The organism is Saccharospirillum salsuginis (assembly GCF_014651855.1).
Lineage (GTDB): Bacteria > Pseudomonadota > Gammaproteobacteria > Pseudomonadales > Natronospirillaceae > Saccharospirillum > Saccharospirillum salsuginis.
The window spans coordinates 591,177-615,795 of the sequence record NZ_BMXR01000002.1 but is presented as its reverse complement, the minus strand read 5'-3'; the positions used below and the strand labels follow the sequence as shown (position 1 = coordinate 615,795).

At 57.3% G+C, this 24,619-nt stretch carries 19 protein-coding genes, 1 tRNA gene and 1 pseudogene; 9 read left to right on the top strand and 12 right to left on the bottom strand.

What is annotated here, in order from left to right; genetic code table 11:
• The first annotated feature begins 37 nt into the window (after positions 1 to 37).
• The 4 genes from IE111_RS05835 to IE111_RS05820 all read left to right on the top strand — a co-directional run bounded on the left by IE111_RS05835 (position 38) and on the right by IE111_RS05820 (position 1,263).
• A complete protein-coding gene (locus IE111_RS05835) occupies positions 38 to 310 on the top strand; it encodes an oxidative damage protection protein (protein WP_189607550.1) in 273 nt (90 codons plus the stop codon).
• Between the two features lie 132 nt (positions 311 to 442).
• A tRNA-Phe gene (locus IE111_RS05830) sits at positions 443 to 518 on the top strand.
• A 179-nt stretch (positions 519 to 697) separates the two neighbouring features.
• Positions 698 to 955, top strand: a complete 258-nt coding sequence (locus tag IE111_RS05825) for a type II toxin-antitoxin system Phd/YefM family antitoxin (RefSeq protein WP_189607549.1) — start codon at positions 698 to 700, stop codon at positions 953 to 955.
• The gene (locus IE111_RS05820) at positions 943 to 1,263 is read left to right on the top strand and encodes a type II toxin-antitoxin system RelE/ParE family toxin (protein WP_189607548.1); all 321 of its coding nucleotides are present in this window, start codon (positions 943 to 945) and stop codon (positions 1,261 to 1,263) included. The genes IE111_RS05825 and IE111_RS05820 overlap by 13 nt, the downstream gene beginning before the upstream one ends.
• 52 nt (positions 1,264 to 1,315) lie before the next feature.
• Here the strand turns inward: IE111_RS05820 and IE111_RS05815 are convergent, their stop codons facing one another.
• The 7 genes from IE111_RS05815 to IE111_RS05785 all read right to left on the bottom strand — a co-directional run bounded on the left by IE111_RS05815 (position 1,316) and on the right by IE111_RS05785 (position 10,815).
• Entirely contained in the window at positions 1,316 to 1,909 is a 594-nt protein-coding gene (locus IE111_RS05815; protein WP_189607547.1) for a DUF6933 domain-containing protein, read from the bottom strand.
• Positions 1,906 to 3,348 carry a restriction endonuclease subunit S gene (locus tag IE111_RS05810; protein WP_189607546.1) on the bottom strand — a complete coding sequence of 481 codons (1,443 nt, stop codon included), beginning with the start codon at positions 3,346 to 3,348 and terminating at the stop codon, positions 1,906 to 1,908. Before IE111_RS05810 ends, IE111_RS05815 begins: the two co-directional genes overlap by 4 nt.
• The gene (locus IE111_RS05805; protein ID WP_189607545.1) at positions 3,345 to 4,907 is read right to left on the bottom strand and encodes a class I SAM-dependent DNA methyltransferase; all 1,563 of its coding nucleotides are present in this window, start codon (positions 4,905 to 4,907) and stop codon (positions 3,345 to 3,347) included. Before IE111_RS05805 ends, IE111_RS05810 begins: the two co-directional genes overlap by 4 nt.
• Before the next feature lie 165 nt (positions 4,908 to 5,072).
• Complete coding sequence (locus IE111_RS05800; RefSeq protein ID WP_189607544.1) at positions 5,073 to 5,606, bottom strand: hypothetical protein; 534 nt, start codon at positions 5,604 to 5,606, stop codon at positions 5,073 to 5,075.
• 5 nt (positions 5,607 to 5,611) lie between these two features.
• Positions 5,612 to 6,796 carry an AAA family ATPase gene (locus IE111_RS05795; RefSeq protein WP_189607543.1) on the bottom strand — a complete coding sequence of 395 codons (1,185 nt, stop codon included), beginning with the start codon at positions 6,794 to 6,796 and terminating at the stop codon, positions 5,612 to 5,614.
• Positions 6,797 to 6,877: 81 nt separating this feature from the next.
• Complete coding sequence (hsdR, locus tag IE111_RS05790; RefSeq protein ID WP_189607542.1) at positions 6,878 to 10,390, bottom strand: type I restriction-modification system endonuclease; 3,513 nt, start codon at positions 10,388 to 10,390, stop codon at positions 6,878 to 6,880.
• A 119-nt stretch (positions 10,391 to 10,509) separates the two neighbouring features.
• Complete coding sequence (locus tag IE111_RS05785) at positions 10,510 to 10,815, bottom strand: hypothetical protein (protein ID WP_189607541.1); 306 nt, start codon at positions 10,813 to 10,815, stop codon at positions 10,510 to 10,512.
• A 151-nt stretch (positions 10,816 to 10,966) separates the two neighbouring features.
• Here IE111_RS05785 and IE111_RS05780 point away from each other — a divergent pair, with 151 nt between their 5' ends.
• On the top strand, positions 10,967 to 11,272 hold the full coding sequence (locus IE111_RS05780) for a helix-turn-helix domain-containing protein (protein ID WP_189607640.1): 306 nt from the start codon (positions 10,967 to 10,969) through the stop codon (positions 11,270 to 11,272).
• 38 nt (positions 11,273 to 11,310) lie between these two features.
• Here IE111_RS05780 and IE111_RS05775 read toward each other — a convergent pair whose 3' ends face one another.
• Both IE111_RS05775 and IE111_RS05770 read right to left on the bottom strand, forming a co-directional pair.
• Positions 11,311 to 12,069 carry a hypothetical protein gene (locus IE111_RS05775; RefSeq protein ID WP_189607540.1) on the bottom strand — a complete coding sequence of 253 codons (759 nt, stop codon included), beginning with the start codon at positions 12,067 to 12,069 and terminating at the stop codon, positions 11,311 to 11,313.
• Positions 12,070 to 12,073: 4 nt separating this feature from the next.
• The gene (locus tag IE111_RS05770; protein ID WP_189607539.1) at positions 12,074 to 12,850 is read right to left on the bottom strand and encodes an MFS transporter; all 777 of its coding nucleotides are present in this window, start codon (positions 12,848 to 12,850) and stop codon (positions 12,074 to 12,076) included.
• Here IE111_RS05770 and IE111_RS05765 point away from each other — a divergent pair.
• A pseudogene (locus tag IE111_RS05765) lies at positions 12,840 to 14,270 on the top strand (polyphosphate:AMP phosphotransferase). The gene IE111_RS05770 and the pseudogene IE111_RS05765 overlap by 11 nt on opposite strands.
• Positions 14,271 to 14,333: 63 nt before the next feature.
• On the opposite strand, the gene katG reads toward IE111_RS05765, so the two are convergent.
• A complete protein-coding gene (gene katG / locus IE111_RS05755; RefSeq protein WP_189607537.1) occupies positions 14,334 to 16,559 on the bottom strand; it encodes a catalase/peroxidase HPI in 2,226 nt (741 codons plus the stop codon).
• 287 nt (positions 16,560 to 16,846) lie between these two features.
• On the bottom strand, positions 16,847 to 18,163 hold the full coding sequence (locus tag IE111_RS05750) for a PQQ-dependent sugar dehydrogenase (protein ID WP_189607536.1): 1,317 nt from the start codon (positions 18,161 to 18,163) through the stop codon (positions 16,847 to 16,849).
• A gap of 275 nt (positions 18,164 to 18,438) precedes the next feature.
• On the opposite strand from IE111_RS05750, the gene IE111_RS05745 reads away from it, so the two are divergent.
• Positions 18,439 to 19,989, top strand: coding sequence for a serine protease (locus IE111_RS05745; RefSeq protein ID WP_189607535.1), 1,551 nt, complete (start codon positions 18,439 to 18,441; stop codon positions 19,987 to 19,989).
• Between the two features lie 320 nt (positions 19,990 to 20,309).
• Here the strand turns inward: IE111_RS05745 and IE111_RS05740 are convergent, their stop codons facing one another.
• Positions 20,310 to 22,247: a beta propeller repeat protein gene (locus tag IE111_RS05740; RefSeq protein WP_189607534.1), complete on the bottom strand. Its 1,938-nt coding sequence runs from the start codon at positions 22,245 to 22,247 to the stop codon at positions 20,310 to 20,312.
• A gap of 239 nt (positions 22,248 to 22,486) precedes the next feature.
• On the opposite strand from IE111_RS05740, the gene IE111_RS05735 reads away from it, so the two are divergent.
• Positions 22,487 to 23,767, top strand: a complete 1,281-nt coding sequence (locus IE111_RS05735; RefSeq protein WP_189607533.1) for an MgtC/SapB family protein — start codon at positions 22,487 to 22,489, stop codon at positions 23,765 to 23,767.
• 146 nt (positions 23,768 to 23,913) lie between these two features.
• Complete coding sequence (locus IE111_RS05730; RefSeq protein WP_189607532.1) at positions 23,914 to 24,543, top strand: peroxiredoxin; 630 nt, start codon at positions 23,914 to 23,916, stop codon at positions 24,541 to 24,543.
• The last annotated feature ends 76 nt before the right edge of the window (positions 24,544 to 24,619 follow it).

Sequence of the window (24,619 nt, the reverse complement as noted above, 5' to 3'; positions counted from 1 at the left end):
CCTGAATAACCACCGAACCCAACCCAAGGCCCGAAAAATGACCCGAACCGTCCACTGCAAAAAATACAAAAAAGAACTCGAAGGCCTCGAAAAGCCCCCTTTCCCCGGCCCCAAAGGCCAGGACATCTACGAGAACGTCTCCAAACAGGCCTGGGCCGAATGGCAGGAGCACCAGACCCGCCTGATCAACGAAAAACACCTGACCATGACCGACCCCGCCGCCCGCAAGTACCTGCTGGAGCAGCAGGACAAGTTCCTCAACGGCGAGGACTTCGACCAGGCCGAGGGCTACGTCCCCGAAGACGACTGATCGCTTTTTGATCAATCGTCAGGAAAGCTCAAAAAAATCAAAGATTTAAGGCAAAAAAGGGTTGACGCCCCGTTCGAAAATCCGTTTAATACGCACCGTTCGCGACGCGCTGAACAGCGCACACAGCGACTTGCCCAGATAGCTCAGTCGGTAGAGCAGGGGACTGAAAATCCCCGTGTCGGTGGTTCGATTCCGCCTCTGGGCACCACTCCAGATTTCTCGAAGAAGCCCGGCTTAGCCGGGCTTTTTTGTGTCCGTTTAACAAGCCATCCCGACCTTGCCTATTTCGATATCCGTCACACTCTCGAACCGAGCCCCGTGTGGACTATGGCAAAGCAGCCTGTGAAGTGACACTATAGTATCACTCTACCCAATCGCGGAGTTTCCATGAAAATCGAACAGGTCACTAACCTGAAACGTCAGGCCACAAAAATTCTGGATGAATTGCATCGTGACAAGGAAGCCATCCTGATCACAGAACATGGCCAACCTTCCGCGTACTTGGTTGACGTCGACGACTATGAACTGTTGCAACGTCGACTCAAATTGCTCGATGGGTTGGCCAAGGGCGAGAGAGATATCCTGTCTGGAAACACACACTCTCAAGCCGAAGCCAAAGAGAAACTGAAAAAATGGCTGTCGTAACCTGGACCGACAGTGCCCTGAATCAACTCAACGACATCGCCGAATACATCGCTTTCGATAATACCCTCGCAGCCAGGAGACTGGTACAGAAGGTAATGTCGGCAACGGATCGGCTAGCGGACTTTCCGTTGTTGGGAAAGTGCCCTGTTGAACTCAACGAGTCTATTTATCGTGAATTGACGGTCAGCCCTTGTCGTGTTTTTTATCGCGTGGAAGACACCCAAGTGGTTGTCGTACACGTTATGCGTCAGGAACAGATGCTGCGCCGATACTTATTAACCGAGGCACCTGCTCCAGCCTATGGATGATTGATTCGAGTCCGGGATTCCATTCAGCCTGTCCATAACTAAACTATTGCCCTCACCTCGGCTCAGAAAATCGCTCTTCTGCCAATAGATCCAACATCGCTTTCTCCGGCCATATCCAGTCTTTCTGCCTGTTAATGCTGCACGGGCGATCCGCCAACCAGACGCCCAGCTTGTAGGCGGATACATCAGCCAGATCGGCACGGTCGTAAAATAACAAATGCTCGACATCAACGGCCATCCGGTTCAGCGTGGCCTGGACGGACCGGTCAGCGGGCGCATCAAAACAGATCTCGGACAACCAGTACTCGGCCGTGTCCAGCTGTTGATCCATAGCGCCGCACTTCAGCAGGGTATTCATCAACGCATCCTGGAACCACATATCGAACGAGGCATAGTCCGGCTTTTTCAGCGCCTTGAGGAAGACGGGAAAACGCGTCTCATTGTGCACCAAAAACACACACTGGCGGCGCTGCAAGGTGATCAGGTTGGCGTGCCAGCCACTGAGCGGATTGGCCGTACCCGAGTCGTCCGGTACGGCTCGCAACCTTGGTTTTTTCGTGGCGATAAAACCGAGATCGTCCAGCGGCAGTTTCGCGGCAAGCTTTTTGGTGGCATGGATGTGTATGGGTGGCTGGGGCACGGTCATGCCTTCTTCTTTCGGGTCTTCTTTTTCGGGGCCATCGCCTCGCGCTCGGCTTTAATCTTTTCCAGCAGGGCTTCAGCGCTATTGTCGCCGCTGATCAGGTCCGGGTTTTCCGCCCGCCAATCCGCCGTGAGGTCGCCACGGAACGCCTTGGCCAGAATCGATTGGGTGAGGTTATTCACCCGCTCCAGCGCCGCGTTGGCTTTTTGCTCGACTTGATCGGCGAATTGGAAGAGCTCTTCGACCCGGCGGACGATTTCGGCTTGTTCTTTTTCAGGCGGCCGTGGGATGTCGATATCAAGAAGTGCTTTCTGACCAATATTTCTCATCGACATCTGATTACCGGTAGATCGAGATTCGATTTCCATTCTGCCACGTCTGGATCTAAGAAATATGCTAATCCATGGCTTCTCTTTTTCTTTCATAACAAGCCGAAGAACTTTGTCACTCAACATCAAATTTTTAGTAACTTCATGCACGATAACTGGGTTACCTAGTAATTCAATAGTATTGGCTCTTGAAATCAAGAAATCTCCAACGTTGATTCGGCGCGTTTCCAGAAACTGAGTTTCATCAGGTAAGGTCTTGCTTTGCTCCTCATCATATATTCCCCAAGTAACCGCGCTAATCTTAATTATTCCGTATTCACTTTTCTGGGGTGGAGCCTCAATACACTTCAAGTTTTTTCCAGCTTCTATTTTTTCTACTATATGCGCTACCTTGCTATCCTTCCAATCGACCAAAACCGGGGTGCACCGCCACTCCTCCGTCAACTTCCCACTCACCGCGGCCGACAGCACGGATTGGCGGAAGCGTTTGAGGATGTCAGGGATGCGTTGCAGGCGGGCTTTGGTGGTTTCGACCTGCGCCAGTAGGGTATCGAGTTTGTCGGCGATGACTTTTTGTTCGGCTAGGGGAGGAAGAGACAGCTCAAATTTTTCAACGAATGCTCTTGGTACACGCCTTAGTCCGACAGCTCCAGTCATATTCGACGCACCATCACTTAAAAACTTCTGCGATTTAATAACGCTAAACAGATAACGCTTTGATAGAGAAGTTATTCGTGGCCTTAATACAAAAAACTCAGAACTACCTGCTCCAATTCCGTTCGGTAATTTATCAACAATCGAAGCCTTACCATTTTCAAAACATGGAGTGACCTTGGCAACGATCACATCCCCATCCCGAAAGTTAGTATATGACTTTTTAATATCACCCCAGAACTTTTTTTCAATAATTAACTGACCAAAATAGGTATCTGGAGCATTAGCCATTGGAACAAAGCCTGCTAACTCTTCTGGTTCAGCATTAATCTTTTTTGGATTTACTTCTGCTATGTCACTAATTGAACATCTCGTCCAGCCAGAAGGAAGCCCTATTTCCGGCTGTTTCTGATTAGAAACTGACACATCACCTGCCGCTGGGAGATACTGACTACTCATCCCTGTTCTCCCTCAAGCGCCCCCAACAACGCCTCCAAATCGCTCATCGCCGCTGAAAGCTCATCTTTCGCCTCCTTCGCCAACACCTCCGGCGCGGGCAAGGACGCCGCATCCACACTTTCCTTATCCCTCAACCAGCTGATGTCGAGCGAATCACCCTTGGTCTCGGCGATCCACTCGCGGCTGAAGCTGCGCCAGCGCGAATGGGCGAGCCGGTCGTCGATGTTCTGGTTTTCTTCGACGGCGTCTTTGTCGACATCAATCTGTTCGGCGTTGAACGCGTAGTCGCCTTCTTCTCGGGTGTCCGCGTGGTACACGGTTTCGAAGGGTTTCAGGTACTCCTCGGTGAATGGCGTGCGCTTGCCGAAGCTCGGCATGTTGGTGCGCAGGTCGTAGACCCAGACGTTCTGGGTGCAGTCTTCCTCCTGACGCGGATTCTCGGTCGTGCCTTTGGTGAAAAAGAGCACGTTGGTTTTCACGCCCTGAGCGTAGAAGATGCCAGTGGGCAAGCGCAGGATAGTATGAAGGTTGCACTTGTTCATCAGGTCACGTCGCACCTCGGTGCCGACACCGGCTTCGAACAGAACGTTATCCGGCAACACCACGGCGGCGCGGCCACCGGGTTTCAGATTGCGGTAAATATGCTGCAGAAAGGCGAGCTGTTTGTTGCTGGTCTTGAAGGTCAGGTCGTCGCGGGTGTTACTGGCTTCGCCGCCCTTGCTGGTGCCGAACGGCGGGTTGGCGAGGATGACGTCGGCCGCTGGCAGAGCTTTACCGGCATCGCCCAGGGCATTGCCCAGGTGCACCACACCCTCGTCGTCGCCTTCCATGCCGTGCAGCAGGCAGTTCATCAGCGCCAGTCGTCGGGTGTTGGGCACCAGTTCAATGCCGACGAAGGCTTTGTTGATCTGGAATTGATGGTCCTTGTCGCTCAGGTCGTCGTAGTCGTCGGTCTGTTCGCGCAGGTACTGGTCGGCGGCGACGAGGAAGCCGGCGGTGCCGGCGGCCGGGTCCTGTATCACCTCGCCAATTTTGGGTTGAACGCAGCGCACCATGCTGTTGATCAAGCCCCTCGGGGTGAAGTACTGCCCGGCGCCACTCTTGGTTTCGTTCGCGTTCTTCTCCAGCAGGCCTTCGTATAGGTCGCCGAGGCCGTCTTTGGTGGCGCTGAACCAGTCCTGGATTTCGTCAAAGCGCTTAATGATCTGTTCCAGGTGGCGCGGTTCACGCAGGCGGGTCTGGGCATCGGCGTAGATGGCGCTGATCAGCGGGTCGTCGTGGACCCGATTCCCTTCCGCATCCTTCCCGGACGACAGGCTCAGCAGTATGCGTTTGTAGCTGTCGAGCAGGGTGATGCCGGACAGGCGGTTCAGGTCGGTCCAGCGGCAGCCCTCGGGCAGCGGGTGCTTTTTCAGCACACCGGCTTCGGTGTTTTCGTGCACCATCTTGATGAACAGCAACATGACCAGTTCGGTAACGTAGTCGGAGTAGTTGATGCCGTCGTCACGCAGGACGTCACAGAGATTCCAGAGTTTTTGTACGATGTCGTTGTTGGTCATGGTGCTCTCAATGGTTAATGCTGATTCAAACGGCCTGGGTAGGCCTTTTGACGGATGGCGATGAGTTCTTATTTTAAGTTGGCGCCGAACATAAATTAAGGCTGTTCGTTATTTTAGGTTGGGTGGTTCAAAGACAGTGTTTACTGGCGGTTCGGCTCATTCGGGCTATTTCTGTCCGGTCAGGGCCTTGCGTACCGATACTACCGATTCATTGGTTGTATCGGCCAGCACCGGCTTTGGAAACAGGTCTTCATAGGCTTCGGGTTCGGTATGGTGCGCTTTCAAACGAGGGTGCAACCGGTCTTTCATGCTCTGGCTGGTTTCGCCCGGCCGGAAGGATTCTCCAAGCACGTCCAGCAAAGCCCCCTCAAGGCACAGAGGTGCCCACAGTATCAAAGTGTACCCCTTTTTTTCAGCCTCTTTTTGGCTTGCGTCCGATACAGGCACATCACTGTCCAGCACGATGAATCGGCGTTCGTATGCTCCGTTTTTGTATTTTCGGAGGGTGTTGGCAATGATGTTCTCGGGAGACCCGCCGGATTCTTTCTGGACGGTAGCCCGAATACCGGTGCTGTCATCCCGAAACACTCGATTCATGTGCTTGATGAAGGCCTGGTCGTCCGGGCCTTCGCCGACCACCAACAAGGCCGTTTTGGCCGCATGACGCAATGGCCTTTGCCGCTTTCGTCTAGCACCCATCGTGACTAAAGCTCCGGCGTGGCACCCAGGGCGCCCGCCATGTATTTGGCATACAGGTTGTCATCGGCTCTCAGTCCAGTCATCTCGTCCAGACGCCAGGCTTCACTGCGTTGATTGCGCTTTTCGACCAGATACACCTGGTGTTTCTGCAACAGGTTCAAGACCTCCGGCGTATGACAGGTAAAAATCAACTGAGCCTGGTGTGGATTGGTGTGTTCGTATTCAAACCATTCCAGCAGGTACGGGACCAAATGGGGATGCAAATCATTATCCAGCTCGTCGATCACGGCGATACCGCCCTGTTGCAGTGTCCTCAGTATGGGTTCCAACAGCACAAACGCCGATTGTGTGCCGCTGGACTCCTGAAAGAAAGGCAATTCGAATTGTTCACCCTGTTCCGTGGAATGCATACCAAAGGGTACATACAGCGTTTGTTCCTTACCGTTATCGTCCCGACCGATGCCCTCTCGAATCACAACACTGGCCAGCCCGAGGTCAAATTGACACATCGCCTTGGATACTTTTTCCAGCAGTGCCGGTTGTTTATACAAGTGTTCCGCCACCTGAAACACACGGCTGTGTTCAAAGGGGCGGCGACCACTGCTGACAACATTGGTCACGATACGCTCAAAGAACTCGATATAGGGCTTTGCTTCCAATACGTCGTAGCTGTGGGCGGCGCCTAACACAGAGGCGTTACCTCGTATCCTCTCAGCCTGGGCTTTGGGAAAGGGAAAGCCTTTCTGTCGGAATCGGTAGCCTTGCTCGACCTTTTCCCGCTTGAATAGATAGCTAAATTGCGTACTGGTTTTTTCGAACAGAGCTTCAAAAACGACGGCGTTATCAAGAATCTCCAGTTCATAACGGAAATCCCGACCATTCAGGCAGAACTCAAGCTCGAAACGTGACGGCTGACCCGTATTCAGCCTATGGGGCTCGCAGGGAATATCCGCATCGGGATCACTGCTCAGAAACGATTGCGTTACGAACCAATTCAGGAATGCCAATGGTTTCAGGAACTGTGTTTTGCCCGAACCATTGGCACCCACGGCGGCGATCGCCTTGTTGTAACGCCCTTCGCCAACCTGAATGTCATAACCGGACGGCGTGGGCTTTTTACCCAGGCTGAAATCGATTATGGCTTCATCGGCAAAGCTGTGGAAGTTACTGAGCGTGAGAGTTTTAATCATATTCTTGCTTAATCAACAATTATTTGTTGATTCTGGTGTTTTGCGAGGCATATATCAAGCCGATTTACCCTTTAACCTGCCTTAAGCCGACTCTGATGGCCAAATCGCTTCGCTGAGTTCGTCCAATACCTCGTCCAGCTGATTGTTCAGCATCTTGTCGAATTGCTTGGCGCCGCCCTTAAGGCTGAAGCGGTTGTTGACAAAGTCGCGGTCGATGATGACCTCGTGCACCAGCTGTTTCGACAGGCGTTCGAGGAATTTACGCTGGGCTGGAGTCCAGTTGTGGTTCTGGTAGATCCGCTGCATGGCCTGGGCCACACGCTGCTCGAACGGCACCAGTGGCTCGCCCAGCGCAGCCCGGCGGATGTGACCGATGATGCTGGCGGCGATGTCCTGGTTGGTTTCACCGCGTACGGCGGCTTGCAGCTTGGCTTCGGTATAGCCGGCCTTGTCAAGCAGCAGACGGACCTCCTTCAACTGCTCGCGGGTCAGGTCGCGGGGTTTGTTGACCACGACGGCCAGGGCGGCGCTTTGGTTGAGCTGTTCCTTGATGAAGTGGTTGAAGCTGTCCAGATAATCGGCCGGCTTTTCATGGACCCCGTAGGTCTGTTCGCGGTGAACCAATTCATCGTCGTGGTAGGAGAGGATCGGCTGACTGTCCGTGCCCAGATACTGGTTCACTTCCGCCAGCTGACCCAGCAAGCCATTGTGTTGAGTGATGAAGTGGGCCGCCTGTTTCGGCCCCAGGTCGTGCAGATGGGTGTGAAGGCGCTTTGGCTCGACACCCCAGAGGTCTTGCAGCTCATTGAGCTTCTGCTTCACCTCGGGGCGGGTTTCCGCTTTCTTGTCGGCTTTGCGCAGCACGCGCATCACCTTCTGGCTGAGCTGGCTGAGCACGACATCGGCCTGGCTTTGATCCGGACTGTCGCCGGGTGCGTTCAAGGCGCGCTCCAGCTGTTCCGGGTTGGTCAGCTCACCGACCAGTTGTTCCAGGGTGATGTTCGGGTCTTTCACCAGGGGTTTCATGGTGTTGACATCGTTGAGTGCCGCGTAGATGTCGACCGGGTCGTAAATACGGAAGACGGTTTTACCAATCTCGTCGCAGCGGCGGGTGGCACGTCCAATCATCTGTTCGTACAAAATGCGGGATTTCACCCGGCGCAGGAACACCAGATTGCAAATGGGCGGCACGTCGATGCCGGTGGTGAGTAGGTCGACGGTGATGGCAATGCTGGGGTAGCGCTCGTTTTTATAGCGGGCGATTAGCTGGTCGACCTTGTCGCTTTTACCGGTGATTTTGACGACCGCCGCCTGGTTGTATTCGCCGTTGTAGAGATCTTTGAACGCGTCATCGAGTAAGCGCTTCACCATATCGGCATGCAGGTCGGTGGCGCAGTAGATCATGGTCTTTTCATCGCCGAAGGGGTCGAGCTCGTGCACCAGGGCCTCGCAGATCACCCGGTTGAAGTTCTCGTTGATCACTCGCCGATTAAAGGCATCGATCTCGAAATTCAGTTCATCCTCAAGCTCGGCGACTTCGACTTCGCCCGTCTGGGTATTGATGGCCTCGACCTCATCGCCTTTCCCAAATTGAATGCCTTTCTCGCTGAGTAGGGTTTTATAGCGAATCGGCGGTTCGTGATCGATCAGCCAGTCGTCGGCGACCGCTTCACGGTAGGAATAGGTGAAGACGGGATTGCCGAAAATCTCGCTGGTGTGTTTGGCGGGTGTGGCCGTTAAGGCGATTTTCACGGCGTCGAAGTAGTCGAGCACGCGGCGGTAGCTCGACAGGTACTGGCTGGTGTCGCGCGTGGCCAGTTCGCCCTCGGTCAGTTCCTGATCGAGTGTGTAACCCCGATGGGCTTCGTCGATGATGATGCAGTCGAACTGATCGAGTGGGGGCGGGTCATCGCTCATGAACACGCGTTTGACCATGGCCTGCACGGTGGCGACCTGGACCCGGGTTTCAGCCTCCGCCACCATGTCACCCATTTCCGCCACGTTGTAGATTTTCGACAGCGTGTGGTTTTGCTCCAATGGGGCTTCGTTGAAGACATCCAGCGCTTGCCGCCCAAGCGCACTGCGGTCGACGAGAAACAGGATGCGTTTGAACCGCTCGGCTTTCAGGAAGCGGTACATCAGGCCGATGATGGTCCGCGTTTTACCGGTACCGGTAGCCATGGCCAGCAGGGCGCGTCGATCGCCTCGGGCGAGTGCCAGCTCAATGGCTTCGATGGCTTTACGCTGATAATCACGCAGTTTCAGGTAACCGAAAGGTTCCTGCTCCAGCTTTCGCTGGGCATCTTCCAGCGAGCGATTGAGTTGATCCAACAATCCCTGGGGTGAATGAAACGCCTTCAGATCGCGTTTGGTATTGGAGGGATGGCGAACGTCACGGAACCAGATGCCGGACTGCTCGGCCAACTGCGGCACATGCGGCCGCCCGTTGCAGGAATAGACAAAGGGGATTATGTAGTGGCCTTCGGCTTCGTCCGGCCAGGCGATGGTCAGCCCTGCCTGCTCCCAGGCACCGCGCATTGTGGCATCCAGTTGAAAGCCACGGCTGTATCGCTCGGCCTGGCCGATTTTACCAGCGACATTGGTGTTTTCCCGCTTGGCTTCAACGATTCCCATGGGCGTCAGCCCGGCGAACAGCACATAGTCAGCTCGCCCCGGTTCGCCGTTCAACTTGGTCGGCCATTCGGCAATGGCCAGGTTTTTACCCGGCTGCGGCCGGGCTCCGTTTTTGTAAGTCAGCGCTTCACTGTCGGCCTGCCAGCCGGATTCGGTCAGTTGCTGATCGATCAGTACGCGGGTCAGCGCTTCATCGAGCACAATGTGCTGTGTGGCGGCTTGAGTCTTTTGACTGATCTGTTGGCGTTGTTTGGCCTGTTGCTGCACATCCTGAGCGTTCAGCTGCGCCTGCAGAGCCTGAATTTTGGCCTCATAGGCTTGTTCCTGCTCGGCCAGGGCCTGCTCGTGGGACTGAGCCTGCTCAGCAAACCGGCGCGACTCTTCATCCATGGCCAGAGCCAGCGCTTCGTATTCGGCTTTCTCCCTGGCAATCAGGTCATTGAGTTGCTGGCTGGAATCGAGATCGATTCTGGCTTGCTGCAGCTCGGTTTTGAGCTTGGCGATTTCGGTTTGCAGGCTGTTGAGCTGTTCACTGGGGTCCGTCGGGGGAACAAAAGGGCCGGGTTTGAATGACGCCGAAGACTTGCTGAAAGACTGGTGAAACCAGATGGCCAGCTTCCGCGCCACGACCAGCCCGGACATGGCTTCTCGGTGCTTGGTTCTGAATTGATGGGTCGCCTTGTTGCCCTCGACCCGCAGGATATGAAACATCTCACGGACGGTGGGCTCCAGTTTCAGCTCCCGGTTGAGGCTGTACAGTAGGTCGGCTTGACTCGTCCGTTCATTCCATTCAATGCCCGTACTGGCCGCCAGATGCTGGGCCATCGCCTCACCCAACTGCCGCAGCTTAATCAACGTGGTGTTCGGATCACCCGCGAACGCGCGTTCGGCGGCCGTGGCCAATTCCACGAATAGAGGGTCATGCTCCGCCAGAAAGCTGAAATTACCTGGGTTTCCCATAGATTCTCGACCTGACTGCCCATACTTGCCTCTATCGTCAAATCAGACTATATCATCGTTCAATGGCGGGTAAACCAAGGCTTACTACAATCCACCTCCCTTAAAGTACGCTGTTGCACCTATTCACAATCGCTGTGTTGGGGCAACGGTTGATTCGAATCAGTGCGCCCCACTACTGCCTCTATGAGTTCAAGGTTTCCGTTAAGCTGCCAAAGAGTGTTGCTCACTATTTGATCCGATACCTTAAATCCACGTTGCTCTAACGGCGCTTCAAAATAACTGCTCAACAAGCTCAACAGTGCTTTCGATCGGCAAAGAATGCCTTGCAGCATGTCTGGATCCATAGCCCTCACATCTGGGTGAATCATCAACCCATCTTCCGGGCTTGATAGCGTCATCTCATGCGTTTCCGGGGTGTTTTCCATCTGTCCCTCCTCAAATCGGCTTCGCTGCAAATGAAAAAGCGAACGCCAATGTCTAAGACTTTCTTAGCATACTAAGGAATCCTTAGTATTCGATCAACCCAAAAACTAAGAAGCTCTTAGTAATTACGGGTCATCAGTTGGGGAAGGCGACATCAACACGTTCACAAAGCGGCTCAGAGAAGCAAGGGAAAAGAAAGGAATGTCTCAAAAGCAGCTGGGAATCGAGGCTGGGTTTGATCCTTCGTCCGCCAGCCCTCGCATGAATCAGTATGAAAAAGGCAAGCATCATCCGGATGCCACTACCGTAGCCAAGCTATGTGAGGTACTGGGTGTTCCGGTAGCCTACTTATATTGCGATGACGATGATCTTGCCCGAGTGATCGCAAACTTCAGCAAGGTCGGTGAAAAAGACAGGAAAAGGATTTTAGCGATAGTCGATACTGTGAAGCAGAGTTAGCCTCTGCTTCACGGGTAATTTCCCACAATATTCAGACATCACTTCTCAGCTTCTTCAGTTCCCTTCTCCTCTAAGTACCCCAAACCCGGCTCAAACCCACTGTCCGGCTCAACAAACATGTTGGCTAACCGACTGCTCAGGTCCCTCATGAAGCCCGGTACAGCCTTTTCCAGCGCCGTTAGCTCAATGTCATTGTTATTCAACATGAAAGCGGGACCGCGAGTGTGGAATAACTCATCGTTGTAGGATGTGGCGTAGAGGTATTCGTTGCGCGTATCCCACATTGTGGCGGAAATGGCGCCGATGGCTTCCACCTCTGAACCCGGAATAAAATAGCCGGCAACGATGGTCAGGTATGTGATTCCCAAGGGGTTCAGGTACCGGTCGGAATCCCGATAGTAGTCGATCATCAGAATGGCGTCGGCGTGATGGCGCGCGGCCGCAATGCGGACTTCCTTCAGGTTGTTTTCGCGCACCGTGCCGTTGTTGATGATGAAGTAGTCTTCCAGAATGCCCGCATCCTTGAACTGCTGCAGCATGGGTATGAGATTGTCCATAATGATGCCCTTGGCCTTCTTGGCATGGATACCGTAATAGTCCTCATAGTAGATACCGAGCGAAAAAGGTCGCCCCAGTGCGGGCTTGAGATCCATAATGCGTTGAATATCTTCCTCGGTCTGGTCGAGGCCGGCCACAGCCAATTCATCATTAAGGTAGCCTTGGTCGAAACCATGGGAGGCGCATCCTGCCAGGATCGCGGCAATCAAAATGGTCAATGCGGTTCGAAGTGAGTTCATGATGTTATACCGTCTCCGTTTCGGTCGATGCGCTCGCGGGCGCGAGCTTTGCAGGTCCGGCATCGGGTTTCAGCCAGACGAGCCCCAGGCACAACATTGAACCCAGGGCCAAGGTCACACTGCCCAACAAAGCATTATGAAATCCAAGGTATTGGCCGAGCACCCCGGCCAAGGCCGTCCCCACCATACTGCCGGTTCTCAGTGCACTGGTGTAGAAGGCGGATGCGAATCCGCTGTGTTCGACCAGGTAGTTTTGTACGGCCGTCAGGCCCAGTCCGACAAAAATACCAAAAAAGAATCCGTTCAGCAGTTGCAGTGCCATTAAGCCAATCGGCTCTTGCACCAAATACACGCCCAGGTAATAGAGCACAGCGGCTCCCATGCCGGCGGCCAGTACGGGGACCATGCCCCAACGGGCAGTCCAGCGTGGCGTCATCAGCATGACCGGCAGTTCCACGGCGGCAGTCAGCCCAAGCAACAGGCCGGGCAAATCGGTCGATGTATCCAGTTCCTGCAACAGATACAGCGGCATAGCGGTGATGTGCAGTCCATGAGCTGCGTTGGAGTCATGATGTTGATGATGAACAACAATCGGTATTCGGTGTTCAATACGGTCGGCTTGTGCATGAATAAAAGGCTCTCGAATCCATCCCTCCGTTTCCGCCCTGCTATAGTGAGAACAGGTTTCCACGGTTCGAACGCCCCATGGTAATGCACTTTCCCGTTTCTGTATCCGGTCGGCCCCCTCGACCGGTTTTCCGGACTGAACAATGACCGACACCGCGAAGCAAACCCGACAACTGCGCGCCGCCCTGCTGCGCGAACAACGTGAATTGCGCGCCGCGAACCGGGCGATGGCGGTGGTGCTGGAATCGCCGGAGCATCTGAGCCGGGCCGAGGTGGCCAATGTGCTGGGCAATTGGCTGGATCCGCGCGGTGTGGATTTTCACGCCTTCCGCCGCAAGCGCGAGGAAGACTATCTGCATCCGCGCCTGTGGCGGTATTGGCGCACGGTGCCCGCTCGCGGTCGCATCGGGGTCTACGTAAACGGCTGGTACACCGGCACTCTGCTGGCGAACGACGGGCCGAGGCTCAGTGAGGAAGACACGGAACACCTGGCCCGGTTGCGGCTGCTGGAAGGCCAACTGATGCGCGAGGGTGTTTCGGTGTTGAAGCTCTGGCTAACCCGGTCCGCGATCGCGCAACATCAGGCGATCGAGAAAGCCCGGCCCGATAACGGTGGTCACTGGCAGGCGGAACCGACCGATGAACAATTGCTGGCACACCGGGATACGCTGGTTCAGCGTGCCGACATTTTAATGGATCATACGAATGCCCCCACCGGTTGGCTGTCGGTTGACTGCGACGATCCGGTCGAACGCGACCTTACCGTGGGGCGTTTGTTGCTCAAGGCCATGCGTGAGGCCCGGGAAACCGATCCGGAAATCGACGCTCCAAGCTCTGACAGGCTCACCAAAGAGACTCCGGCGCCATTAAGTGAACTGTGCACGCACCCGTCGCTCTCGAAAGCGGACTACAAAGCGCAGTTGAATGCGGAGCTGGATCGACTCAAGCATCTGACCTGGAAAGCCTTCGATGCCGGGCGCAGTCCGGTTCTGGTGTTCGAGGGGTTCGATGCCGCCGGCAAGGGCGGGGTGATTCGTCGAATGCTGCAGGGCATCGACGCCCGGTTGGTCAGTGTCGTTCCGATCGGTGCGCCCAATAGCGAAGAGCTACGCTACCCCTATCTCTGGCGGTTCTGGCGAGAAATTCCGCGCGCCGGTGATACGGCGATATTCGACCGCAGCTGGTATGGGCGGGTGCTGGTGGAATGAGTCGAACATCTGATCGATGCATCGCAGTGCCGATGGGCCTATTCGGAAATCAACGATTTCGAGGCGCAATTGACGGAAGCGGGCCATCTGGTGATCAAGTTCTGGTTGCACATCGACGATGATGAGCAGCTGCGGCGTTTTCAGGAACGCGAACGGGTGCCGCACAAACGCCACAAGATCGGCCCGGAAGACTGGCGCAACCGGGAGAAGCGCGCGGCTTACGTTGAGGCGGTCAACACCCTGGTCCATCGGACGCATTCGAAACAGGCGCCCTGGCATCTGATACCGGCCAACGATAAACGCTTTGCCCGCGTCGAGATCATACGGCGCATTGGCGACCACCTGGCCAAGGCGCTCGAAACCTGAGTCAAATTCATAAAAAACACGGCCCCGTCAGGGGCCGTGCTGGTTCGGTTTGCGTCCTGCCGTTCAGGCCAGGTCGTATCGGTCCGCGTTCATCACCTTGTTCCAGGCGGCGACGAAGTCGTTCACGAACTTCTCTTTGGCATCACTCTGGGCATAGACCTCGGAAATGGCCCGCAACTGGGAGTTGGACCCGAAGATCAGATCCACCCGGGTGCCGGTCCACTTCGCTTCGCCGGTCTTGCGATCCCGCCCTTCGAACACATCGGCGTCCGCGCCGGTCGGCTTCCACTCGGTGTTCATATCGGTCAGGTTGACGAAGAAGTCATTGGTCAGTGTGCCTGGACGGTCCGTGAAGACGCCGTGTTTGGCCCCCTGGTAGTTGGCGTCCAGCACGCGCAGGCCACCGACCAGTACCGTCATTTCCGGTGCGCTCAGGCCGAGCAACTGCGCCTTGTCGACCAGCATTTCCTCGTCGGAGACGGTGAAAGCGGTGCGGCGATAGTTGCGGAAACCGTCGGCTTCGGGCTTCAAAGGCTCGAAGGATTCGGTGTCGGTCAACTCTTGGGTGGTGTCGGTCCGGCCCGGTGCGAACGGAACCTCGACATTGTAACCGGCGGCCTTGGCGGCCTGTTCGACGGCGGCATTACCGCCCAGGACGATCAGATCCGCCAATGACACCTGCTTGTTGCCGCTCTGGGCGCCGTTGAACGCTTCCTGGATGCCTTCCAGCGTTTTCAGGACCTTGGCCAACTGCTCGGGCTGGTTGGCCTCCCAGTCCTTCTGGGGCGCCAGGCGAATGCGCGCACCGTTGGCGCCGCCACGCTTGTCGGAATCCCGATAGGTCGAGGCGGATGACCAGGCGGTGTAGACCAGTTCGGAAGTGCTCAGACCACTCGCCAGAATCTGTTTTTTCAGTTCGGCGATGTCCGCGTCACCGATCAGGTCATGCTCGACCGCCGGCACCGGATCTTGCCAGATCAGGTCTTCGGCCGGGACTTCCGGGCCGAGATAGCGGACTTTCGGGCCCATGTCGCGGTGGGTCAGTTTGAACCAGGCTCGGGCGAAGGCGTCGGCGAACTCTTCCGGATTCTTGTGGAAGTGTTCGGAGATCTTGCGGTAGTCCGGGTCTTCGCGCATCGCCATATCGGCCGTGGACATCATGATGCCGACGCGGGTGTGCGCGTCCTCGGCGTCCGGGGCCTTGTCCTTGTCGGCCAGGCCTTTCGGCACCCACTGGTTGGCACCGGCCGGGCTCTTGGACAGTTCCCATTCGTAGCCGAACAGGACATCGAAATAGCTCATGTCCCAGGTGGTCGGGGTCGGCGTCCAGGCGCCTTCCAGGCCACTGGTGATGGTGTCACGGCCTTTGCCGCTGCCGTGGCTGCTCTTCCAGCCGAAGCCCATTTCCTCGATCGGGGCGGCTTCCGGCTCGGGGCCGACCTTATCCGGGTTGCCGGCACCGTGAGTCTTGCCGAAGGTGTGGCCACCGGCGGTCAGGGCGACGGTTTCATAGTCGTCCATCGCCATGCGGGCGAAGGTCTCGCGGATGTCCCTGGCAGAGGCCAGCGGGTCCGGGTTGCCGTCCGGGCCTTCGGGGTTCACATAAATCAGACCCATCTGGACGGCGGCCAGGGGGTTTTCCAGATCCCGGTCGCCGGAGTAGCGGCTGTGAGCCTTGTCGCTGGTGGCCAGCCATTCCTCTTCGGCACCCCAGTAGATGTCTTCTTCCGGCTGGTAGATGTCTTCCCTTCCACCGCCGAAACCGAAGGTCTTGAAGCCCATGGACTCGAGTGCGACGTTGCCCGCCAGAATATACAGATCCGCCCACGACAGTTTGTTGCCGTACTTCTGCTTGATCGGCCACAACAGGCGGCGGGCCTTGTCGAGGTTGCCGTTGTCCGGCCAACTGTTGACCGGGGCGAAGCGCTGGTTGCCGGTGCTGGCACCGCCACGGCCGTCGCCGGTGCGATAGGTACCGGCGCTGTGCCAGGCCATGCGAATGAAAAACGGTCCGTAGTGGCCATAGTCCGCCGGCCACCAGTCCTGGGAATCGGTCATCAGGGCTTCGAGGTCTTTCTTGACCGCGGGCAGGTCGAGCGACTTGAACGCTTCGGCGTAGTCGAACGCTTCGCCCAGTGGATTGGAGCTGGGCGCATGTTGATGAAGGATGGCGAGGTTCAGTTGATTCGGCCACCAGTCGTGGTTACCGGGTCCGCGGCTACCCTGCTTGGTGCGGGATCCGTGCATCACCGGGCATTTGCCGGCCGATTGTGCATTGTTGTCTGTCATATCACTCTCCCGTTCATGACTGCGTGTCAGGTCTGGAGCCAAAGCGTACGGGCGGTTACGCCCTGCGAGTTGACCCAGATCTTTCTGTATTCGGGCGACGGCGCTGAATGCTGCCCGTCTCGATTGTCGCGCCGATTGTTGTCGGCGCCGTTTGGCTGACGTCGTATGCGTCATCGGGATCCAGACTAGTCCCGTATCTGAAAAAGCGAAAATTTATCTTTATGACAACAGCAATAGTAATTGACTATGAAACGTGACAGCGCCGGGTCAGGCACCGAGCCGCCGGTTTATGAGTCCGGTACCACCCGCCAGATGATATTGCCGACGTCGTCGGCCACCAGAATGGCACCATCGTTGGCGACGGCCACGCCCACCGGGCGACCCAGTGCTTCCTCGTCTTCGCTGAGGAAGCCGGCCAGCACATCCTGAGGCGGCCCGGCCGGCTCCCCGTTCTCAAACGGCACAAAGATCACCTTGTACCCGCTGTGGATTTTGCGGTTCCAGGAGCCATGCTGGCCGACCAGGGCGCCGTTGCGGTATTGAGGCATCCGATCGTGGTCATAGAACGCAAGCCCCAGGGAGGCGGTATGGGCACCCAGGGCGTAGTCCGGCTCCAGGGCGGTCTCGACCAGTTCCGGCCGTTGTGGTTTAACGCGCGGATCGAGGTTTTGGCCCCAATAGCTGTAGGGCCAGCCGTAGAAATCGCCGTCGTGGACGGCGGTCATGTAGTCCGGCACCAGATGGTCGCCCAGTTCATCGCGCTCGTTGACCGTGGTCCAGAGTTCGCCGCTTTGCGGCTGCCAGGCGAGCCCAACCGGATTGCGCAGGCCATTGGCGAAGACGCGGAAGTCGCCGGTATCCGGGTTCACTTCCAGAACAGCGGCGCGGTTTTCTTCAACCGCCATACCGTTCTCGCCGACGTTGCTGTTCGAACCGACGGTGACATACAGCCGCTCGCCTTCCGGACCGGCGATCACATTCTTGGTCCAGTGGTGGTTCAGTTCGCCGGCCGGCAGATCGGTGACCTTGGTGCCGGGTTCGGTGATCTCGGTCTGCCCGTCCCGGTAGGGAAACTTCATCAGGGCGTCGGTATTGGCGACGTAGAGGTCGTTGCCCACCAGTTCCATGCCGAACGGAGAATGCAGGTCGTCCAAGAACACCGTGCGCAAGTCGACCATGCCATCGTCATTGACGTCGCGCAGCAGGGTGATGCGGTCCGCACTCGGCACGCCGGCGCCGGCACGGTCCATGATCAACCCGGCGATCCAGCCCTTGATGCCGGAAAAACCGCCCGAGCCTTCGGGTGCGTTGGATTCGGCCACCAGAACATCGCCATTCGGCAGGACATACAGCCAGCGCGGGTGATCCAGTCGATTGGCATAGACACCGACACTCAACCCTTCCGCTGGTTCGGGTAGCTGTCCTTCGGGCCAGCCAACGGCCTTGGCCGGGTTGACGGTCGGAACAATGGAGGTTTTCGGCTCGGGCAACACCGGGTTCGGTCCGACTTCGGCGGAATCCGGCACGGTGGCTTTTTCGGAACAGGCGGACACACCCAGGGCCAAAACAATCGGCCAGGCGAGGCGATGGGGAATGCGGTTCATGGGACGCTCCATTGGGGCAATGATTGAGACGGTCCTTTCATCATGCGTCCCAGAAAGGTAACGGGTCCTGGCGAATTCGCAAGTCCAGCCGTCGCCCTGTACGAGTTCACACTGTAAAAACAACCACATTGCGTTTTCGGCTTCCTCGTCTAGGGTCTCTCCTTGCACTTTGGACAGAGGAGAAAAAACGCAACTGAAATCACTCCAGGGATGATCGCAGTTATCTGCCCGGTTCGGCAGTCACTGTCATAACAACGACAACATTGGAGGGATCAATGTATCTGACTCATAAAAAACCCATAACCTCACTCTTTATCGGTGGTCTGGCCTTGCTGGTCGCTTTGGGCACCACCGCACATACCTATGCCGACGACAAAGTGGAAGCCATCGAGTCCATCCGGGTCGCGGATAAAGTACCCATTCGGGCACAACTGCTCGACCCGCAAAGCCTGAACCGGTCCGGACCGATCAGGCAGACGTTTCATCGTTCCGGCGCCGGTTTCATCAAGCTGCATTTCAGTGAATTCGAGTTACCGGCCGGGGCTTTCGTAACCGTCAGCAACCCAAGCGGGACCGAACTGTATCGGTACGGCGCCTCCCCGTCGGATCGGGATCTGTTGACGCGGGATGAAGGCGACCGGGGAACAAACCGGTTCTCGCCCATGTCCATCACCGGCGACACAGCCGTCGTAACCGTGCATCGGCCCGAGGCAACAACGGTCAAGGCGAATCACAGCGTCGCGGTTGACTATCTCTGGCAAGGCTATTCCGAGGCGGAACTGGAACGCCGGTTCTCCGCACCCTCGGGAGCCCAGGGCTTTTCAACCTGCGGCCAGATGGAGCGCCGCGACGTCGCCTGTTGGCAGGACAGCCACCCCACCGAATACGACCATTCTCGAGCCACCGCCCGATTGCTGGTCAACGGCAGCCTCTGCACCGCCTGGCGTGTGGGCGAGCAAAACCGGGTTTTCACCAACAACCACTGTGTCGCCTCCCAGTCCGGCGTCGCCGCCGCCGAAGTGTGGTTCAACTACCAGCACACCCAATGCGACGGCAACACCCTGGAAGCCGTCACCAAGGTTGCCGGCAACACCTTGCTGAAGACCAATTACGAGTTGGATTACACCCTGTTCACTCTGAGCGGTTTCCAGCAGGTATCGGACTTCGGTTATTACGGTCTGGATGTACGGCTGCCCAACGAAGGCGAACGCATTTATATCCCGCAACACGGTTCCGGTAATCCGAAAGAACTGTCGATCGAAAGCGACCAGAACAGCGGCGGTCTGTGCCGGATCGACGTCGCCGTTACCAATGGTCGGGGTATCGATACCGACACCGGCTATATGTGCGACACCATCGGTGGCAGTTCCGGGTCCGCGGTCTTGGCGGCCTCGTCCAACAAAGCCATCGCCCTGCACCACTTCGGTGGCTGCCCGAATCAGGGGGTTTTGATCGCTGAAATCTGGCCGGAGGTTTCGGAACACTTCAATGGCATTCCGGGTGGCGATTCCGACGGAGACGGGTCGACAGACGGCATCAACGAATCGAACCTGGACGGCAACGAGGGCGAATGGCGGCATTACACCCTCGACGTCGGTACCGGTGCGGATCAGTTGACCGCCACGATATCCGGCGGTTCGGGCGATGCCGATCTCTATGTTCGTCGCGGCTCGGAACCGACCACCTCGGCTTTCGATTGCCGCCCCTACCGCTGGGGGAACGAGGAAGAATGTACCTTCAATACCCCCGATGCCGGGACCTGGTACATCAGTATTCGGGCATACAGCGGCTATTCCGGGGTTTCCCTGACCGCCGACGTCGACTGACCGACATGCGCCGGGCCAGCCTTCGAACGGGTTGGCCCGGCTCGCGTTGACAACCCGCAGAGCTGTTCTAACTTTAATCGCGAGGGTTGCGTTCTGGCGGATTCCTGGTGCCGACAAGGACGCCCCGGTTCAAGACTGTCACTCACAACGCTGTGTCTTTTCCAAACCGGAGGGGAATGATGAACATCGAAACCCGGAATGCCGCGACCGTACTGTCCGTTTGCACTCTGCTGATCGCCACCTGGCTGGTGATTACCTTGTCGGCCTACGCCTGACCGGGCCTCCGCTCGGCCGGCGCGGTACATCCGTGTTGGCGGGGCTCAGTCGCCGTGCATGATGCGACCGTCGTTGCCGACGACGAGATAGCCCGAGCCCTTGGCGGTACCGTCCCAGGTCTGGTGCGGCAGCGCGGTTTTGCTCCACTGCTTGCCGTCCGGGCTGGTCCACAGGAAGCCGTTCGTGCCACCCACGAATTCCCCGTCTTCATAACGCAACCAGCGCAGATTCGACCAATCCGGATCGGTGACTTCGACCGTCTCCCAGGTCGACAGGTCCGTGGTGACGAACACCTTGTTGGTGTTGGCGATGTTCTGGCCGACCACCAGGGTGCCGTTGCCGTAGGCCATGGCCTGCATGCCGTTTCCGGTCGGGCTGTTGCCGTTACTCCAGCTTTGGCCGTCCGCGCTGGTCTTGAACAGGCCGGCATCGCCCACCACGATGAACCGGTCTCCGGCCCATTCGATGTTGCGCGGCAGGCTGTTCAGATCCGTCTCGGTGCAACTGGTGTCACAGACGGCCACATGTCCGGTGGGTGAGACCGCCGCTACGATGCCGTCGTGACCAGCGACGCGGGCGTCGCCCAAGGCCGATCCGTCGACAATAAACTCGTTCCAGGTATGTCCGTCCGGGCTGGTGAGGATGACAATCGAATCCTCGGTGATGCTACTTCCACTGGCTTGCGATCGGCCCGTAGCGGCGAACTGGGTACCGGTCCAGACCACATCATTCAGGTTCTGGGCCTGAGCGGTCAGTTGCTGGGCCGTCCAGGGTGAACTGGCGGAGTCGGCCGTGGCGATCCAGCCACTGTCCCCGACGGCGACGGTCACACCGCTGCCGTTGCCATCGATACCGTTCAGATCGACACCTCCGACAATATCGCTGGAATGAAGAGTCCAACTGGATGGGTCGGTGGCGGTCAGCATGGCGCTGCCATCGCCCACGCTGAGGTAGGTGCCGTTGAGATAAGCCAGGCCGTTCAGCGATTCGTTTACGCCACTGGCGGTACTGCTCCAGTGGTCGGTGCTGCCACTCCAGTCACCCGGCGTACGGACCCCGATATCGCCGTTCTGATCACCGACGACCAGGTCGGTTCCCGACCAATCCGCACCCCGCATGGTGCTAATGGTGCCATTGCCAGAGAAATCGCTTTCCCAATTGACGCCATCGGTACTGGAATAAATTAAACCAATGCCACCCAGACCGATCATGCGGCTGCCGTTGGAGACGAATTCAAATACGGTACTGGTGGATTGCTCTGTCCAGGTCGTGGTGTCGCTGCTGGTATAGATCACGTCCTGTCCGCCGGCGGCGCCAAAGCCCAGGGTGCTGTCCCAATGCAGGGCATCGATCGATTCGGTGGTGGCGACGGTCTCGACCGTCCAGTTCGAACCGTCCGTGCTGCGCGTCAGCTTGCCGGCTTCGCCCATCGCGAGAAAGGCATTGCCGGTCCAGGTTACGTCGTTCAGTTCACCGATGTCGCCGGGATCCACCTGGGTCCAGCTCTGGGCATCGCTGCTAGTGAAGATCGCCGAATCGGCCGCATCATTGTCGACCACCCAGTAGGCTTTGTTACCGACGGCGACGTATTGGCTGCCGTTGAACACCACGGCCTGGAGGTCGTAATCGCCGTTCACGTTCTTGAAAGACCCGGTTTGACCGTCCGTGGTGACAAGAATCAGCCCGCTGTCGCCGACGGCGACAAATTGGCCCTGGGCGGCGATCACGTCGTTGAAGGCATAGCCGCCCGGTAAGGGGTTTTCCGCGCTCCAATCCAGTCGGGCGAGAGTGTCACCGGATCCGCTGTCGGTGCCGGTATCGGTGCCGTCGGTATTGCTGTCGTCCGAGCTGTCGTTGCTGGCATCTCCGCTGTCGGTATCGCCACCATCATCGCTTCCCGAGGGCTGACAACCACCCACAATGACCAACATCATGGCCGCCCACATCGCGGTGACCAAAGGGTTCGTTCTGAGTATTTTCATGATTTCCTGTCTCCGTACCGGTTTCACGACACAGCGTCGCTCTCAATCCTTTACCCTAAAGCAAGGGTCTGAATTTGGCTGTGGTGCAAATGCACCATGGTTCGGCCGGGAAGGCAGGAAAGACGCGGCTTAACAGCTTGAAGACAAAGGCTGCTAACATGGCGGGATGTGACTCCCCTGTCAGTACTCCCGGTCCACGAGTCCGAAGGAGCCTGATCACAGACGAAGGCTGCTCATTAATGGATGCGCTTACCAACGACCTGATTACCAACAACACCACTTTGTTTCACTTGGCGTTGGCGCTTCTGCTGGGCGCCCTGATCGGATTGCAGCGGGGCTGGCAGGCTCGCGACCGGGAGGCCGGCAGCCGGGTCGCCGGTATCCGCACGCATGCGCTGGTTGGTTTGTTGGGCGGGTTCGCCGCCTTGCTGTCGCAAGAGGTCACGGTTTGGGTTCTGCCCGTCGCCTTTCTGGTCGTGGCCGGCCTGGCCTTGATGGGTTATCGAATGCAGGCGATGGAATTTCGGGATTTCAGCATCACCGGCATGATCGGATTGATGCTGACGTTCAGCTTCGGGGCCGCTGTGATGGTCATGGACCCCGCCCTGCCCTCGGCCGCCGCCGTCATCACAACCCTGATCCTCGATAACAAGCAATCGCTGCACACCCTGGTTAAAAAACTGGAGGCCCACGAGCTGGATGCCGGCCTCAAGCTGCTGCTGATCACCGTGGTCCTGCTGCCCATTCTGCCGGACCAGGGCTTCGGCCCGGGCGGTGTTTTGAACCCCTATGAGATCTGGTGGCTAGTGGTGCTCATCGCCTCGGTGTCCTTTGTCGGCTACTTCGCCATGCGCGTCGGCGGTACCGAGAAAGGGCTGCTGTTCACCAGCCTGTTCGCCGGGCTGAGTTCGTCCACGGCGCTGACACTGCACTTCTCCCAGCTCTCCAAGCGCACTCCCGGGCTGAACCCGCTGCTCGCCGCCGGTATCCTGATCGCCTGCGGCACCATGTTTCCGCGCATCCTCGTGTACTGCGCACTGATCAACCCCGACCTGTTGGCCGACATCAGCCTGCCGGTCGTATTGATGGCTACCCTGCTGTACGCGCCGGCCATCATCATCTGGCGACGGCACCGGGCCGATACCCGGGTGGAGAACCCCAAACTGCACCAGAACCCGCTGGACCTCAAATCGGCGCTACTGTTCGGTGCCTTGCTGACCGCCATACTGTTGCTTGGAACCTGGCTCAAGGACTGGCTCGGCGATGCCGGTATCTATCTGCTGGCGGCCACATCCGGTATCACCGATGTCGATGCCATCACCCTGTCATTGACCCGCCTGTCCAACGACTCTTTGGCGATGAGCACGGCGACGCTCGGCATCATCATCGCCGCATCCGTGAACAACCTGGTCAAGGCACTGATGGCCGCCGGCATCGGCTCCCGGAGCCTGGGGTTGAGAGTCGGTATCCCCATGTCGCTTTCGCTGGTGATCGGCCTGGGCGCGGCACTGTTGACGTGAGTCAAGATCCTTTCATTGCCGGCGACTATGATGGCCATAGGATACAAACCGGTTGTTATATTAGATATTACTAATATATTAAGGAGTATCCAGAGAGACAACGATTCAAGACTGGATCAACAACCGAGACATGAGAGGACATCAACATGAGTCTGCACATAGGCGATACCGCACCGAACTTCCAAGTGGATACCACCAAGGGCAAAATCGACTTTCACGAGTGGATTGGCGATTCCTGGTGCTTCTTCTTCAGCCACCCGGCGGATTTCACCCCTGTCTGCACCACCGAGATGGGTCGCACTTCCCAACTGGCCGATCAATTCGCCGAACGGAATGTTAAGCCGCTGGGTCTGTCCACCGACACCACCGAAGAACACATGAAGTGGATCGAGGACGTCAACGACACCCAACACACCAACCTGCAGTTCCCGATCGTCGCCGACCCGGACCTGAAAGTGGCCAAATTGTTCGACATGATCCACCCGGACGAGTCCGAGACTGCGGCGGTGCGCAGCGTGTTCATCATCGATCCGAACAAGAAAATCCGCCTGACGATGACCTACCCGATGTCCGTCGGCCGGAACTACGACGAAATCCTGCGTGTGATCGACTCGCTGCAACTGAGCGACCGGGCCGGCATCGCCACTCCGGCCGACTGGCAAAAAGGCGATCGGGTGATCATCCCGCCGTCGGTCAGCAATGAAGAAGCGAAAGAGAAGTTCCCGCAGGGCTGGGAGGAAGTGCGTTCCTACCTGCGCCTGACCGAGGTCAAGTAACGTCGAACGGAATGAGGAGGCACTGCGGCGTCCTGCCCGGTGCCCACTCGAACAACCAGCCGCCCGTATTATCCCG